Source organism: Ignavibacteriales bacterium, assembly GCA_016700155.1.
GTDB lineage: Bacteria > Bacteroidota > Ignavibacteria > Ignavibacteriales > Ignavibacteriaceae.
Genome location: CP065001.1, coordinates 4,168,491 through 4,185,047 on the forward strand (window position 1 = coordinate 4,168,491; position 16,557 = coordinate 4,185,047).

The 16,557-nt window shown below is 37.5% G+C and carries 16 protein-coding genes; 8 read left to right on the forward strand and 8 right to left on the reverse strand.

The annotated features are described in order from the left end of the window. Positions 1–55: 55 nt before the first annotated feature. Positions 56–307: an RNA-binding protein gene (locus tag IPM56_17475; GenBank protein QQS36004.1), complete on the reverse strand. Its 252-nt coding sequence runs from the start codon at positions 305–307 to the stop codon at positions 56–58. Positions 308–511: 204 nt separating this feature from the next. Here IPM56_17475 and IPM56_17480 point away from each other — a divergent pair, with 204 nt between their 5' ends. The 5 genes from IPM56_17480 (at position 512) to IPM56_17500 (ending at position 5,980) form a co-directional block, all read left to right on the forward strand. Further along, positions 512–2,521: a S8 family peptidase gene (locus IPM56_17480; GenBank protein ID QQS36005.1), complete on the forward strand. Its 2,010-nt coding sequence runs from the start codon at positions 512–514 to the stop codon at positions 2,519–2,521. 107 nt (positions 2,522–2,628) lie between these two features. Beyond that, entirely contained in the window at positions 2,629–4,332 is a 1,704-nt protein-coding gene (locus tag IPM56_17485) for a T9SS type A sorting domain-containing protein (GenBank protein ID QQS36006.1), read from the forward strand. Between the two features lie 22 nt (positions 4,333–4,354). After that, positions 4,355–4,939: a YdeI/OmpD-associated family protein gene (locus IPM56_17490; protein QQS36007.1), complete on the forward strand. Its 585-nt coding sequence runs from the start codon at positions 4,355–4,357 to the stop codon at positions 4,937–4,939. Between the two features lie 19 nt (positions 4,940–4,958). Further along, positions 4,959–5,624: a DUF4918 family protein gene (locus IPM56_17495; protein ID QQS36008.1), complete on the forward strand. Its 666-nt coding sequence runs from the start codon at positions 4,959–4,961 to the stop codon at positions 5,622–5,624. 137 nt (positions 5,625–5,761) lie between these two features. Beyond that, positions 5,762–5,980 carry an SdpI family protein gene (locus IPM56_17500; protein QQS36009.1) on the forward strand — a complete coding sequence of 73 codons (219 nt, stop codon included), beginning with the start codon at positions 5,762–5,764 and terminating at the stop codon, positions 5,978–5,980. 4 nt (positions 5,981–5,984) lie between these two features. Here the strand turns inward: IPM56_17500 and IPM56_17505 are convergent, their stop codons facing one another. The 7 genes from IPM56_17505 to dnaA form a co-directional block, all read right to left on the reverse strand. Further along, positions 5,985–6,431, reverse strand: a complete 447-nt coding sequence (locus IPM56_17505) for a DinB family protein (protein ID QQS36010.1) — start codon at positions 6,429–6,431, stop codon at positions 5,985–5,987. Positions 6,432–6,631: 200 nt separating this feature from the next. Next, entirely contained in the window at positions 6,632–9,091 is a 2,460-nt protein-coding gene (gyrA, locus tag IPM56_17510) for a DNA gyrase subunit A (GenBank protein QQS36011.1), read from the reverse strand. A gap of 42 nt (positions 9,092–9,133) precedes the next feature. Beyond that, the gene (gene gyrB / locus IPM56_17515) at positions 9,134–11,101 is read right to left on the reverse strand and encodes a DNA topoisomerase (ATP-hydrolyzing) subunit B (protein ID QQS36012.1); all 1,968 of its coding nucleotides are present in this window, start codon (positions 11,099–11,101) and stop codon (positions 9,134–9,136) included. 24 nt (positions 11,102–11,125) lie between these two features. After that, a complete protein-coding gene (locus IPM56_17520; GenBank protein ID QQS36013.1) occupies positions 11,126–11,428 on the reverse strand; it encodes a DUF721 domain-containing protein in 303 nt (100 codons plus the stop codon). Further along, a complete protein-coding gene (gene recF / locus IPM56_17525; GenBank protein QQS36014.1) occupies positions 11,403–12,515 on the reverse strand; it encodes a DNA replication and repair protein RecF in 1,113 nt (370 codons plus the stop codon). Before recF ends, IPM56_17520 begins: the two co-directional genes overlap by 26 nt. A gap of 4 nt (positions 12,516–12,519) precedes the next feature. Beyond that, a complete protein-coding gene (dnaN, locus tag IPM56_17530; GenBank protein QQS36015.1) occupies positions 12,520–13,629 on the reverse strand; it encodes a DNA polymerase III subunit beta in 1,110 nt (369 codons plus the stop codon). A gap of 329 nt (positions 13,630–13,958) precedes the next feature. Further along, positions 13,959–15,323, reverse strand: a complete 1,365-nt coding sequence (gene dnaA, locus IPM56_17535) for a chromosomal replication initiator protein DnaA (protein QQS38348.1) — start codon at positions 15,321–15,323, stop codon at positions 13,959–13,961. A 458-nt stretch (positions 15,324–15,781) separates the two neighbouring features. Here dnaA and rpmH point away from each other — a divergent pair, with 458 nt between their 5' ends. The 3 genes from rpmH to yidD are packed head-to-tail and all read left to right on the forward strand — an operon-like array spanning position 15,782 to position 16,549. Then, positions 15,782–15,928, forward strand: a complete 147-nt coding sequence (rpmH, locus tag IPM56_17540; protein QQS36016.1) for a 50S ribosomal protein L34 — start codon at positions 15,782–15,784, stop codon at positions 15,926–15,928. Positions 15,929–15,940: 12 nt separating this feature from the next. Further along, positions 15,941–16,339 (forward strand): ribonuclease P protein component, encoded by a 399-nt coding sequence (gene rnpA, locus IPM56_17545; GenBank protein ID QQS36017.1) that lies wholly within the window; start codon positions 15,941–15,943, stop codon positions 16,337–16,339. After that, positions 16,340–16,549: a membrane protein insertion efficiency factor YidD gene (gene yidD / locus IPM56_17550; protein QQS36018.1), complete on the forward strand. Its 210-nt coding sequence runs from the start codon at positions 16,340–16,342 to the stop codon at positions 16,547–16,549. It begins immediately after the preceding gene. Positions 16,550–16,557: the final 8 nt, after the last annotated feature.

A 16,557-nucleotide genomic window follows, 5' to 3' on the forward strand; every position in this document is an offset into this window, starting at 1 on the left:
AGAAAAAGCGCTCGTAAAGAGCGCTTAAGAGTGTGCAAGTATACCAAATATATTTTTAATTCTTCGGTTTTGCTTCGCTGACAATAATGTTTCGGCCATTCATTTCCGAACCGTTAAGAGCTTTGATCGCTTCACTTGCTTCAGATTCGTTTTCCATTTCTACGAATCCAAATCCTCTTGATCTACCGGTCTGGCGATCGGTAATGACTTTAGCAGAAACAACTTTACCATGAGTTTCGAAAGCTGCCTGCAAAGTCTCGTCGTTCACTGCCCAGGGCAATGAACCCACAAAAAGTTTAGTACTCACTAACTTACCTCTAAAAATAATTAATAAAACACTACGGTTTCCGAAAACCGCATTTCAAATTAGTACAAAATTGATAAAAATCAAAATATTTGAGCTTTTCGGTGAGGCGGCACAAAGTTAGATTTATAAATACCCAATCTTAAAAAATATTCTTAACTTCTCCCGCAAATAATTTTACCTCCCCCGAACATTAAGAAAGTCGTTATGAAAAAATTTTTATTCCCGGTTATACTGTTTTATGTCATTTCTTTCCAGTTCGTTTTAGCCCAGGAACAAAATATTGTTAGGGGGGAAATAATTGTTCAGCTTAATGCTGCAAACCAGTTAAATAATTTTAAAGATGCATTTCAGAATTTAGATTTGAAAATAAAACAACTGCTTTCTAAAAGAATGAATATCTGGCTTTGTACTTATAATGAAACAAAGATAGATGTTTCGGATGTTCTTTACGAAATAAGAACTCATCGTTCCGTTAAATCCGTTCAGTTTAATCATGTTCTCTCTGAACGATCCGCGCAAATTTTTGATCTGAATAATTATAACCCTTACACTGTTTTATCGACTTTTCCCAACGACACAAGATTCAATGAACAGTGGGCTTTACACAATACCGGACAATCAGGTGGAACTGTTGATGCCGACATCGATGCGCCTGAAGCATGGGATATTTCAACAGGAGGCTTAACTGCGGATGGAGATACAATTGTTATTGCAATTATCGATGGCGGATGCGATTTGAATCATAACGACCTGCCATACTGGTACAACTATGGCGAAATACCATCAAACGGAATTGATGATGACAGCAATGGTTATATTGATGATTACCGCGGTTGGAATGCTTACGGAAACAACGGAACCGTTCCCGGCAGTTCACACGGTACACACGTAGCGGGAATATCTGGCGCAAAAGGAAATAACAATCTTGGAGTTTCCGGTGTTAACTGGAACAGCAGGATTATGCCGATAGCAGGATCTTCATCCAGCGAAGCAACTGTGATTGCTGCTTATGGATATGTATTGGAAATGCGTTCTTTGTATAACGAGACTAACGGAGTTCTGGGTGCTTTTATTGTTTCAACAAATGCGTCATTTGGAGTTGATCAGGGACAGCCGGCAAATTATCCTTTGTGGTGCGCGATATATGACTCATTAGGCGTACAGGGAGTTTTAAATTGCGGGGCAACAGCAAATGCAAACTGGAATATCGATGTTGTTGGAGACATACCAACGGGATGCCCAAGCCCATATATGATAAGCGTAACAAACACAACGCGAACCGATGCTAAAAATTCAGGCGCTGCTTACGGCTTAAATACAATTGATCTTGGTGCGCCGGGAACATCCGTCTTGTCCACATATCCGAATAATAATTATCAAAATCTTACCGGCACATCAATGGCAACGCCGCAAGTTACCGGGGCAATTGCACTAATGTTTGCCGCCGCGGATTCACAAATATTAGCATCTTACAAATCTAATTTATCTGATGGCGCGATTATGTTCAGAGATATTTTATTTGAAGCTACCGATTCAATATCTGCCTTACAGGGAATAACTGTAACCGGCGGAAGATTAAATGTGTATAATGCTTTGCTTCCTGTTTCTGCGCCTCAAATACCTGTTGAGCTTGTATCTTTTTCTGCCGAAGCTAATGAAACAAGTGTTAGTCTTAGCTGGATAACCTCGACAGAAGTTAATAACCGCGGGTTTGAAGTGGAAAGAAAAAATGTCGGAAGGCAATCGGAAATAGGAAATCAGGGTTGGGGTGTGCTTGGGTTTGTTGAAGGAAAGGGAACAACTACTGAGCAGAATTTTTATTCTTTCTCTGACAAAAATGTTTTGACGGGAAAGTATCAATACCGGTTAAAACAGATTGATTACGATGGTTCTTATGAATATTCAAAAGTTGTTGACGTGGATTTGTCCCGACCAAATACTTACTCTCTTGAACAGAATTATCCAAATCCATTTAATCCGACAACAAAAATAAAATTTACTGTCGGGGATGCTTTTTATGCATCCCTTTTATTGGTAAAGTTAACTGTGTTTGATGTGCTTGGAAATGAAATTGTAACACTTGTCAACGAAGAAAAATCCGCCGGCGTTTATGAAATTGAGTTTGATGCATCAAATTTACCAAGCGGTATTTACTTTTATAAACTTCAAAGTGCGGCTTTTTCGCAGACAAATAAAATGTTACTACTCAAATAACAATTTGATTCGGGGCAATCCAGGTTCGGGGGGTTTTTAATGGCCATATCGATTCACAGTAAAAAAACACTTGAATAATTAAACTTAAATTCAAAGAAGGACAATGCATGAAATATTTTAACAAAAAAAATGAATTTATATTTTTTGATATGTTATTCATCGTTTTACTATTCCTTTTAACATACGCTCCACTGTCAGCTCAAAAGTTAGGCAAAATGCCGCTAGCCGATCATTCTGCTGCTATTCACTCAAACGGTATTGTATATGCCTGGGGGAATAATTCGTCTGGTCAGATTGGCGATAGCACACAAACTGTTCGATGGCTTCCGGTTCGGGTGTTGAAGGGAAACTATGAGGGAACTCAATATCTCGGCGATAGCCCTTCAAATCCGATAACTGAAATTTCTCTGGGTGGCAACTTTACAATTGCCCTTGCTGCTGATGGAACGATTTTCAGTTGGGGTGGAAACGCAACAGGGCAATTGGGCGATACAACAATTACCTATAGGCTAACTCCTGGCAGAGTTTTAAAGGGAGAATATGAAGGAACTACTTATCTCGGAGATAATCCAGCCAATCCAATTATTAAAATTGTTTCCGGATTTTACTTTTCATTGGCGCTTGCGCTAGACGGTACCGTTTATTCATGGGGCAACAATGAGCATGGACAGTTGGGCAACAATGAAACGGAAATCAAAAGAACGCCGATAAAGGTTTTATGTGGGGAATATATTGGAACAACATTTCTTGGTGACAATCCCAATAATAAAATATTAGATATCGCAGCCGGAGAATATTTTTCAATTGCACTTGCAGAGGATGGCATCGTTTATTCGTGGGGTGAAAACAACAGGGGGCAATTAGGAGATAGTACCGACACAGATCGACATACTCCAATAAAAGTTTTGAAAGGAGCATATTCCGGAACAGTTTATTTAGGCGATGATTCAAATAACAAAATTATAAAAATTGTTGCGGGAGATTCTCACTCCCTTGGACTTGCGGAAGATGGAACCGCATACAACTGGGGAAGAAACACAGACGGACAACTTGGAATTAATTCTGTCGCCAATAGCTATGTTCCGGTTAGAGTTTTAAAGGGAAACTATGCCGGAACAACCTTTCTCGGCGATAATCCCAACAACAAAATTATTGGTATCGCCGCTGGTTCTTTTTTCTCGTCGGCTTTAATGGAAGATGGAACTCTCTTTAATTGGGGACAAAATCTAAATGGTCAAATCGGAAACGACTCGACTGTTAACAAAAGAATCCCGACACATGTTCTTAAAGGGTTATATGATGGATCAATGTTTTTGGGTGACAATTCAAATAATAAAATTATTTCAATTGGGCTAGGCGATCAGCACGCAATCGCTTTGGCGGAAGATCTTACCTTATATAGTTGGGGTGATGTGACAAGCGGCAAGCTGGGAGATAGTTTGATTGTGTTTCACAGAACACCCGGAAGAGTTCATGGATTGAACAATGTGGGTTTTTTAATCCTTCCTGTTGAAGAAACCTCTAACCCGATTCGCGATTTTGAATTAAGTCATAATTATCCAAATCCATTTAATCCGACAACAAAAATAAAATATACTGTCGGGGAAACATTTTATGCGCCCCTCTCGTTAGTAACGCTGCGAGTGTATGATATACTTGGAAATGAAATTGTAACACTTGTTAACGAAGAAAAATCCGCCGGCGTTTATGAAATTGAATTTAACGCTAACAACTTTCCAAGCGGGGTTTATTTTTATAAAGTTAATATTGGTAGTTTTACAGAAACAAAAAAAATGGTTCTTCTTAAATGATCTTTTATTAAAACAAATAATTATGGATCCTAAATTCTTTAAAACTTCTGCTGAACTAAGGAACTGGTTTGAAAAAAATCATCATAAAGAAAAAGAACTGTGGGTGGGATATTATAAAAAGGATTCGGGGCTTAAAAGCATAACCTGGTCTGAATCGGTTGATCAGGCTTTATGCTTTGGCTGGATTGACGGTATAAGAAAATCAATCGACGAGAAAAGTTATACTAACCGTTTCACCCCCAGAAAACCGGGCAGCAACTGGAGCGCAATCAACATCAATAAAGTTAATGAACTTACAAAGCTTGGCTTGATGAAACCAGCCGGAACAGAAGCATTCAAAAAGTTGGATAAGAAAAAAGCGAAAGTTTATTCATTTGAACAGCGCAGTATTGTTCTCAATCCTGCATTTGAAAAAATTTTTAAATCAAACAAAACCGCATGGAAGAGTTTTACCTCAATGGCACCTTCATACCAAAGGGTTTCAATTCACTGGGTGATGAGCGCAAAACAGGAGGAAACAAGATTGAGGAGGCTTAACATATTGATTGAAGACAGTGCCAATAATATTAAAATAAAACCTCTTCGTATTGGTAAAGAATCCGGTTAAATCTTTTGCGGGACAAATTTTGACTTTTGCTTCAAGAGCCATTAAATATTTTAACAACTTAGTTCCATCTGTTCAAGCCTCCGGAGCCGCATCTATAATTAATCCGTATTCAACGAGAGATGTTAAGAGCTGTGTATCTTTGTTTTATAAAAAATTTTACCGGGATAATAACAAGAGAGTTTTTGTTTTGGGCATCAACCCGGGAAGATTCGGCGGCGGACTAACCGGTATTTCGTTCACCGATCCGGTTGAACTAAAAGAACATTGCGGAATAGATAATAGCCTGGGTAATCAGAAAGAACTTTCAAGCAGGTTTATTTATTCTGTTGTAAATGAATACGGCGGAACTAAAAAATTTTTCTCTAAAGTTTTTCTTTCAGCGCTTTACCCTTTTGCTTTGGTTAAGGACGGAAAAAATTATAATTACTATGACGATAAACGAACCAGCGGGCTTTTAAGAAAGAGTATTGTTGAAAATCTAAGGTCTCAAATTAATTTCGGCGCAAACCGGGATTATGTTATTCTGCTTGGAAAGAAAAACGCGGAGTATTTTAATTCGCTTAATGATGAATTTAATTTCTTTAAAAAGATATTTGTGCTTGAACATCCCAGATATATTATGCAATATAGACTCAAACACATGCATAATTATATTCGTAAGTATATAGAAACAATTGAACAATGAATTTAGATCCAGGCATAAAACCCTTGTTCCTAATACCCGCTCTAACGGGTTTCGTTTTTATATTAGCGTCGTACATTCAGCTTAAATTCCCGCCGAAAAAAATTAATTGGTATTATGGTTACAGAACGAAGAGTTCCATGAGTTCACAGGAGGTCTGGGATTTTGCACAAAAATATTCTTCAAGAGTTATGTTATTTTCAGGTGTGATACTGATTGTTATAGGCGTAATCGCTTTACCATTTCCTGTAATCAATCCTTTGCCTGAAGTTATAATTTCTGTTTTTATTGTGATTGCTTCAGTTATAGCTCTTTACTTCTTAACCGAACAGGAAATTAAAAACCGGTTTCCGAAATAATTTTTTACCGGTTAAATAAAATATAATCCGTCCTTGCCGGTTCACCACCAGATTGCCTTACCAACAACGCTATTTGTCCGCGATGGTGTGATGAATGACTGATTACCTGGTTTATTATCTGACCAATTTTATTTGAAAAATTTTCTCCCTTAGAGTTTTGATAACTAATACTTTTTTCGATATCAGATTCTGCGGAGTTCTTCAAAAATTCCATCCAGTCTTTTGTGCTTTGAGATGAAAAAATTATAGATTCATCCAGCGACCTTTCATCCCACGGTTTTAATCCGGACCTGCCCAAAATCCTGTTAAGCCATAATTGCTGTGCATTAACAATATGCGCAAAAATTGAAACTGCTTTCGGGTTTATGTTTTTTGTTTCGCTTATTGATGCGGCCGAGAGTTTATTTGCCCAATCGTTGTGTTCAAATAAATGAATGTAATGTTGTTTCATAGCATCTCCTTAGCTAAAAAATAATTGACAGCGCAGTTTTAAATACAAATCACAGAATTAAATCATAAGCGGATATTTCAAAAGCATAATAACGATTGATCTTGAGAAAATAAATTCACTTAAAAGGAGAGTCGTATTTCCTTAAAATAAAAATGCCCGTATTGAACGGGCATTTTTTTACACAAGGTTTAAGTGTTTATCTAACTGCCGTTTCCATTCGTACCGGCTTCTTCGTCTTCTTCAGGAACTACTTTTGCTATATCGGCTATTTTATCGCTTTCGTTCAGACGTATTACTCTGACACCCTGAGTATTACGTCCCATCACGCGGATATCTTTAACGCTCTGTCGGATTACCATTCCCTGGGTTGTAATGATGACCAGTTCATCCCCATCAACAACTTCCATCATTGCCATCATCTTTCCGACTTTATCGCTGGTTTTTACTGTGATAACTCCTTTGCCGCCGCGTTTTGTGATCCTGTAATCGTTGATGTCTGACCTTTTGCCATAGCCATTTTCAGTAACAACAAGTATGTTATCCTGTCGTTTCATTACAAGAAGTCCGACGACAATATCTCCTTTAGTTAAGCGAACTCCTCTTACTCCGGTTGCTGTCCGCCCCATATCACGAACATCCTTTTCGTTAAAGCGTATTGCAAAACCAAGTTTTGTTCCGATGACAATATCGTTGTTCCCGTCTGTCATTTTAACTTCGATTAATTTATCTCCGTCAACCAGATTGATTGCATTGATGCCGCCTTTACGAACATTACCATAGGCAGATAGAACTGTTTTCTTTATTGTTCCCTGTTGAGTTGCCATAATCAGGTAATTCGTTTCGGTGAATTCTTTTACTGAAACAAATGCTGTTATGTTATCTTCTTTTTCTTTTTGAAGTAGATTTAAAATAGATCTTCCCTTTGATGCTCTACCGCCTTCAGGAATTTCAAAAACTTTTAGCCAATAACATTTTCCTTTTTCAGTGAAGAAAAGAATGTAATGGTGAGTCGATGCAATGAACATGTGTTCAATGAAGTCATCTTCCTTTGTGCCTGACCCGATTACGCCTTTGCCGCCGCGACCCTGTTTACGGTAACCGCTTACCGGGAATCTTTTAATAAATCCCTGGTGCGATATTGTTACGACAACGTCTTCTTCGGCAATAATATCTTCTAAAGAAAACTCTTCATAATCATGAATTATTTCCGTTCTTCTTTCATCGCCGTATTTTTCTTTTAATGCAAGAAGTTCATCTTTGATTATAAGATAGCGCTTCTCTTCGCTGCCGAGAATGCCTTTGAGTTTTTCGATCAGCTTGATAACTTCTTTGTATTCATCTTCTATTTTCTTTCTTTCAAGCCCGGTAAGTCTTTGCAGCCTCATGTCAAGAATTGCTTTCGCCTGAATATCACTAAGCTTAAACTTCTTCATGAGGTTTGCTTTTGCCGTCTCAACATCGCGGGATTTTTTAATCGTCTCGATAACCGCGTCAATATTATCAAGAGCAATTATATAGCCTTCAAGTATGTGCGCTCTTTTTTCTGCGGCATCAAGCTCAAACTTTGTTCTTCTTACCAGCACGTCCATCCTGTGATCAATAAAGTGCTGCATCATTTCTTTTAGTGTAAGAACTTTTGGTGTGCCGTTTACAAGCGCCAGCATAATAACACCGAACGTGGTTTGCATTTGCGTGTGCTTGAATAACTGGTTGAGAACGACGGCTGGTTGGGCATCGCGTTTTAATTCAACAACCATTCTCATTCCATCGCGATCTGACTCGTCCCTGATGTTGGAAATTTCAGTGATTTTTCCTTCCCTAACGAGTTCAGCTATTTTTTCAATCAAATTTGCTTTATTAACCTGGTATGGAAGTTCGGTGACAACAATATTTTCCCGGCTGTTTTTAAGCGTTTCGATATTTGCTTTTGCCCGGACAACAATCCTTCCCCTTCCGGTTGTATATGCTTCTTTTACGCCAGCATATCCGTATATAATTCCGCCCGTTGGAAAATCCGGAGCGGTTACAAACTTCATTAATTTTTCTGATGTTAGTTCCGGATTTTTTATTAGCGCAACTAATCCATCAACAACTTCTGTTAAATTATGCGGCGGAATATTTGTTGCCATACCAACCGCTATACCGCTTGATCCGTTTACCAAAAGATTAGGAAGATATGAAGGCATTACCGTCGGCTCTTCAAGCGAGTCATCAAAATTCGGCGCAAAGTTTACTGTATTCTTATCAAGATCGCGAAGCATTTCATCCGCTATTCTTGCAAGACGAGCTTCGGTATATCTCATTGCCGCCGGTGAATCGCCGTCAACAGAACCAAAATTTCCCTGACCATCAACAAGCGGATAACGAAGAGAGAAATCCTGAACCATTCTTACCATCGTATCATATACCGCGGTGTCTCCGTGCGGGTGATACTTACCAAGAACCTCTCCAACAATTCTTGCGGATTTTTTATACGGCTTGTTGTATGCAACACCAAGTTCATGCATTCCGTATAATACTCTTCTGTGGACGGGCTTAAGTCCGTCCCTTACATCCGGCAAAGCTCTTGCAACGATTACCGACATTGAGTAATCGATGTATGATGATTTCATTTCCTCTTCAAGAGAGACCGGGATTATTTTTTCAAATATCGTTGCCATTAAGTTTTTCTTTTTATGTTAAAAATATTTTTGATGAATATATCAGATATCAAGGTTCCTGACATACTTCGCGTTCTTTTCAATAAACTCTCTTCTTGGTTCGACTTCATCGCCCATAAGAGTTTCAAAAATTTTATCCGCTGCCGCGGCGCTTTCAACGGAAACCTGAAGAACTGTTCTTGTTTCCGGGTTCATTGTCGTGTCCCATAACTGTTCCGGATTCATTTCTCCCAATCCTTTATAACGCGATATTGTTACGCCTTTAACCGAACCGTCGTCAAGAAGCTCTTCGTCGCCGGTAATTTCTTTGCCGTTTACTTTTAGCCGTTTTAGGATTTCTGTTCTCTCATTGTCATCATAAGCATAAAATTCTTCTTTGCCTTTTTTGATTTTGTATAAGGGCGGTTGAGCAATATAAACTTTTCCAGACGTTATAAGTTCTTTCATATGCCTGTAAAGAAATGTCAGCAGCAGTGTTCTGATGTGGCTTCCATCAACGTCCGCATCTGTCATGAGAATTAATTTTCCATAGCGCGATTTTGATTCATCGAAGTCAACTCCAAAGCCGGCACCAACCGCAGATATGATCGCTTTGATTTCGTTGTTCTCGAGTATCTTATTCAGCTTTGCTTTTTCAACATTCAATATTTTTCCTTTTAAAGGAAGTATCGCCTGGAATCTCCTGTCCCTTCCCTGCTTTGCAGAACCCCCCGCAGAATCGCCTTCGACAATGTATATCTCGCAATGCTCTGGGTCCGTAATTGAACAGTCGGCAAGTTTTCCCGGGAGGTTCATATTATCAAGAGCATTTTTTCTTCTTGCAAGATCGCGTGCTTTTCGTGCGGCTTCTCTTGCTTCAGCAGCGCGCATACATTTTTCAATTATCTTTTTTCCAACCGAAGGATTTTCTTCGAGATACTCTGCAAGTTTTTCTCCAACCAGCGTTTCAACCGCCGATTTTGTTTCGCTGTTGCCGAGTTTGGTTTTTGTTTGTCCCTCAAACTGCGGCTCTGCAACTTTAACTGATATTACTGCTGTCAATCCTTCTCTAAAGTCATCGCCGGTTAGATTTATTTTTCCCTCTTTTATGAGTCCGTTTTTATACGCGTAATTATTAAGCGTTCTTGTGAGCGCGGTTTTAAAACCAACGAGGTGAGTTCCGCCTTCATGCGTGTTAATGTTATTCACATAAGAAAAAATATTTTCTGTATATCCGCCATTATACTGGAAAGAAATTTCAATTGGGGTTCCGTCTTTTTCACCTTCAATGTATACGGGTTTGTGAAGCGCTTCTCTTGCTTCATCAAGATATTTTACAAATTCTACTAACCCGCCTTTAAAATGAAAGACCGCCTCTTCGCCGCCGTTCCTTACATCTTTCATTTTAATTATGACTGTTTTATTTAGATAAGCCAGTTCCCTCATTCTTTCTGCTAGCGTATCGAACTTAAATTTAACCACTTTAAAAATTTCATCGTCGGGCAGAAAGGTTACTGTAGTACCGGTTTCGTTCTTTTTTGTTTTTCCGGTTTCCTTTACGGGCTTTAGCGCAACGCCTCTTTTATATTCCTGGAAAAATATTTTTCCATCTCTCTTAACTTCAACCTTTAACCATTCTGATAATGCGTTAACAACCGAAACACCTACTCCGTGCAAACCGCCTGAAACCTTATAAGAATCTTTGTCAAATTTTCCTCCGGCATGCAGCACTGTCATTACAACTTCGAGTGCGGATCTTTTCTCCTCCGGGTGCATATCAACAGGAATGCCTCTTCCATTATCTTCAACGGCTATACTTTCATCTTTGTTTATAGTAATGCTTATGCTGTCGGCATATCCCGCAAGAGCTTCGTCAATGCTGTTATCAACAACTTCATTAACGAGGTGATGAAGACCTCGCGAACTTACGTCGCCGATATACATCGCCGGTCGCTTTCTAACCGCCTCAAGCCCTTTAAGCACGTTTATGCTTTTGGCACTATAATCATTTTTATTTTTGTCTGCTGCCATTTTATTCTCTCTTTAATTAAACTCTTAAATAAATCTTATTTGATTTATTCTGTTCTCTCTGAAATAGGAATTTATTTTATCTACAAATGAGTGTTCGTTAAACTTTATCTCACTTCGCCAGGTTGAGTTTTCAACCTTTAATTTCAAAACTTTCTTCTCAACTTTTACAGGGATAACAATCTTTTCAAGCTCTGGAAAAATTTTTCCGAACTCAACGATGACATCACTCTCTGCTATTACCGTTTTTATTTTATCAAGTTCCGGTGATGAATTAATTATTTCTCTAAGGCTTCTGAATCCATCAGGCATAAGCAACGCTTCCTTCATTAAGCCTTATAAGCAGGTCTGTTTCTTTTTTCTTTAGAAATGAAAAGTCGGAAAAATCAGTTAATGTAATGAATGTCTGTCCAACCTCACTAAGATATTCGCTGATTTTTTTTGCTCTGTTGGAATCCAACTCTCCAAAAACATCGTCGAGTAAAAACAATGGGGTTTTTCCTGAGATCTCTTTCAAATAAAAAAACTGAGCAAACCTTATGGCTGTTTGAAAAGTTTTATGCTGACCCTGCGATCCGAAGGTCTTTAGATTTATTCCGTTAATTTCAAAAACAAAGTCGTCTTTATGCGGACCCACAAGGTTGGACGCTCTTCGTAATTCCTCTTCTCTTTTTTCGCTAAGTGCCTGAATAAAAATTTTTTTTATATCCCTTTCCGTGCTGTCGTTCAGGTAAGAATATTTTATTGACGGAGTTTCTTCCCTGTTCATTATCCTGAAATATGATTCGCTTATATATTCATTAAACGCTGATATAAATTTTATTCTTGCTTCGATTATCAGAGTTCCGTAGTCGGCAAGTTTTTCTGTCCAAGAATCAAACTCATTTTTATTAAAATATCTTTTGTTCTCTCGGAATTGTGATAACAAGCTGGATCTGTTCTTCAACACTTTATTGTATTCAATGAGAGTCTTGAGATATGTTTCGCTCGCCTGAGAGATTATCGAATCTGCCAGTCTTCGTCTTTCTGATGGTGATCCCTGGGTAATTGAATGATCTTCCGGAGTAAGCAGTACAACAGGATATTTTCCTATTATTTCCGATGCTCTGCCGATAATTTTATTATCCTGCAAATAGTTTTTCTTATTGTCTGTCAAAGAATAGGTTATCTTAATTTTATTCTCTGTTCTGTCCTTAAAAATTCCGCTTATTTCAAATCCGTTTTCGCTAAAACTAACCGCTTCACTATCTGATCTTGAACTGCTGCTTTTTGTTGTACACAGGAAGTATATAGATTCAAGAATGGTTGTTTTTCCTTTTCCGTTACCGCCGACTATATAATTAATTCCATCTGAAAAATTTATACTTACCTCTTTATGTAGTCTGAAATTTTTAAGCCGGATGGAAGAGAGGATCATTTTCTCAGTTATTTAACCTAACAGGCATAAGCAGCAGCATTAATTCTTCGTTCTCATGAACCTCGGTTGGTTCCAGTATACATGCTTTGGTTGGTGAGTGAAGTTTAAATATTATTTCTTTACTGCTTATGTGTGTTATCATATCGTGAACATAGGCGGTATTAAATCCTATGTCCATCGACTCTCCTTTGTATTCGCACAAAATATTTTCTACTGCATTTGAGCCGTGATCAATATCCTCTGCAGATACTTCAACATTATTTTTTCCTATAGAAAATTTTACCTGCTTGGAGTTACCAGAAGAGAATAACATCATTCTCTTTATGGTGGACTGCAGCTCATCTCTTTTCACTTTTAGAATATTCTCATTTTCAAGCGGTATTACACTGTTATAAGCAGGATATTTTTCCCCGATTAATCTGGAAACAAATTCCAATCCATCAAGAATAAATGAGATGTGTGTTTTGCTTAAATAAATTTTTATTTCGCTCTCCGGAAGTTGTTTGGATAACACACCTATTGCTCTTTCAGGAACAATATATTGTTCATCTTTAGAAAACTTCACCGCTTTATTAATGAACTTAACAAGCCTGTGACCGTCTGTTGTTACAAACCTTAACCCATCACCGCTAAACTCAAACAACGTTCCTGTCATTGCCGGACGCATATCCTCTTTGCTCATTGCAAATGCTGTCTGATCAATGGCTTTCTTTAAATCATTTCCCTTTAAAATTATTTCCTTCTCTTGCGCTACTTCCGGGATTTCAGGAAAATCTGCCGGATCAGAATAACCGATATGATAAACACCGTTCTCTGTTTTCAGTTTTAGCTTAGAATTGCTTTCTGTTTCAAAAGTAATCATCGTTTCATTTAATGAGCGAATTATATCGAAAAGAAGTCTGGCGGGGATAACCATTTTTTTATTTTCTTTTGCATCAATATTGATTGATGAGCGGAGGGAAACTTCAAGATCAGTTGCTGAAACAATCATAGATCCATCTTTAATGTCAAACAGAAAGTTTTCCAGAATAGGCATTGGTGTTCTTGAAGGAACAGCCGGAATAATCCTGGATAAAAGCTTTTCTAAAACTTTACTGTTTACTTTAAATTCCATAATTGTTTCTCCTTTTCGATTATGCAAAAGTACTAAAATTACTCCCGAATCTCAATAACTTAAGCGCGTTATAAACTCATAATTTACGTTCAGTTACTAACTGACTTATATTAATTATTTAATATGTTTTTAAAAATTAATTAATAGTAATAAGGCTGTTAATATGTGGATAAATAATATTTTTATTGTTTAGTAAAACAATAATACACATTACAGCTAAAGCCGATGTTGAAAACTAATTAACAAGTTGGATGTTATTAGAAAGATGTTGGCGAGAGGCAAGATATTAACATGATAAAAGAATTAATTAACAGGTTTTCAACAAAGAACTATGAACAACTTAATTCAATCTGATTTTTTAATGTAATGATGAGATCCTTAATTGATGTGTCGTTTTCTTTTCCTTCTTCTATAGCATTGCATGCATGGATAACAGTTGAATGATCTCTTCCACCGAAATGAAGTCCTATCGTCTTTAGAGAATTTTTTGTCAGTTCTTTAGATAAATACATGGCAAGCTGCCTGGCAAGAACGATTTCCTTCTTCCTGGTTTTTTCACGCAATTTATTTTCAGCAACATTAAGGTGAGCGCAGACAATTTTTGTAATACTCTCGATGGTCACATAAACTTTTCTATCGGTTGATATTTCCTTAACCGTTTTTTTTGCAAGCTCAAGATTAATCTCCGCAGATTTAAGAGACGCAGTTGCGAGCAGTTTTATTAAACACCCCTCAAGCTCTCTTATGTTTGAAGTGATATTCCCCGCGATATATTCCATTATTTCGTTTGGCAGAGCCATACCATAATCTTCACACTTCCGTTTTAAAATAGCCAAACGCATTTCAAGTTCAGGCGGTTGAATATCAGCAGTTAGTCCCCACTGAAACCTGGATATTAATCTTTCATCAAGTCCTTTTAAATCCTTTGGCGCTTTATCGCTTGAAAGTATTATTTGTTTTCTTGATTGATGTAATGTGTTGAAAATATGGAAAAAGTGATCCTGAGTTTTTTCTTTTCCGATTAGGAATTGGATATCATCTATAATAAGGACATCCATCCCGCGGTAGAAAGCAGAGAACTCATTTACACTATTTGTCTTTATTGCCTCAACAAATTCCACAGTAAAAATATCAGAAGAGAGATATATAACTTTTTTGTCTGGCAGATTTTTTAAGATTTGATTACCAATAGCTTGAATAAGATGAGTCTTGCCAAGACCAACACCGCCATAAATAAAAAAAGGATTAAATGAAGTCCCGCCCGGATTTTCACTTATTGCAGTCGCAGCAGCGCGGGCGAGCTGGTTGCCTTCACCTTTTATAAAATTATCAAACACATATCTTGGGTTTAGGTAGTTTTCAAATAGATTCTCTTTTTGGGGGGGCTCTGGCTTTGTTGATACATTAGTGACGGAGCTGTTATTAGTTTCTGCTGGCTCATTCTCTTCAACGATCAGATAAGAAAGTTTAGCTTCCGGCCCAAGGACCTGAAAAATAGTCTTGTTGATCAGAGTATTAAAGTGCTCATCAATCCATTCCCAGAAAAACTGGCTGGGTATCTGTACCCGTAGATTCTTATTAACAAGCTCAACGGGCTTAATGGGTAAAAACCATGTATTATAAGTCATCTGGGTTACATTCTCCCGTATGATTTTTAGACATTCTTTCCATGCGGAAAGGTGGTCGTATGTTATTGTGTTGGTAATGTTATCTAGTGTAATGGTATGTAAATTATCCACAAATAAAAAACCTTAAATTTCAAGAAATCTGTAAAAACAACAAGCAGTTCAAACAAACCACCAACAACTTATCCACATCAGGCGGCGGACGGGAACCCGCTATTTTACAACAAGTTAAGGGGTTTGTTTTGAAAAGACCTCACAAAGACAACACCGAAAACACTAAAAACACCAAAAAAAAAGACGTGAAACTATTTCACAATTTGTGGTTGTCCACATGTTGTTCACCGCCAAAGAGGGCTTTCAATTATATGAAAAAATATATCCTCAAATGACCAAGAGCAAATTAATTCTTGGTTTAAAAAAGAAAATCTTTTAATAGCACCAAAAGTCACTATTGGGTGAGCTTAATCTTGGATATTTAAGGGTTTATATTTATTTTTGTCCTCTTTTTAGATATCAAGGAGTAATAAATGAAGAGAACGTATCAGCCAAGTAACCGGAAAAGAAAAAACAAACACGGATTCAGAGAAAGAATGAAAACAAAAAACGGTAGAAAAGTACTTGCCAGCCGCAGAGCTAAAGGCAGAAAAAAACTAACCGTAAGTGATGAGAAATAAATTTAACGGAAATTGAAACGCTTCGGTCTTTCAAAGAAGGAAAGAATAAGAAGCCGGAAGGACATCCAAAAAATATATTCCTTTGGAAAAACGATCTCATCTTCAACAAAAAAAATTAAAGCAACATATTTATCAGAACCCGCACAGAATGAAGGCAGCATAAGTATTATGACTGCTATAGCAAAAAAAAGCGGAAACGCTGTCTGGAGAAACCGGGTTAAAAGATTAATCAGAGAATCGTACCGCCAGAAAAAGCAAACGCTGGTTGAAGCATGCCTGAAGAAAAACAAAAGGCTTAATGTTGTATTTTCGTCAAATACAATTAATGAAGAAGAAAATAAAAAGATTAGTCTAAAAGAAATAATGCCGGAGGTGGAAGAACTGATTGCCACCATTGGCAGGAGTATTTAGATGAGGTATATTTTTATTTACCTTATCAAAGGATATCAAAAATTTATAGGTCCTCTTTTGCCACCTTCCTGCAGATTTACCCCAAGTTGTTCAGAATATGGAATACAAGCATATAAAAAATACGGGGTTATTAAAGGCACAATCAAAACAGCCTGGCGGATTATCAGATGTAATCCTTTTAATAAGGGTGGTTACGACCCAGTAGAATAAACGGAAGA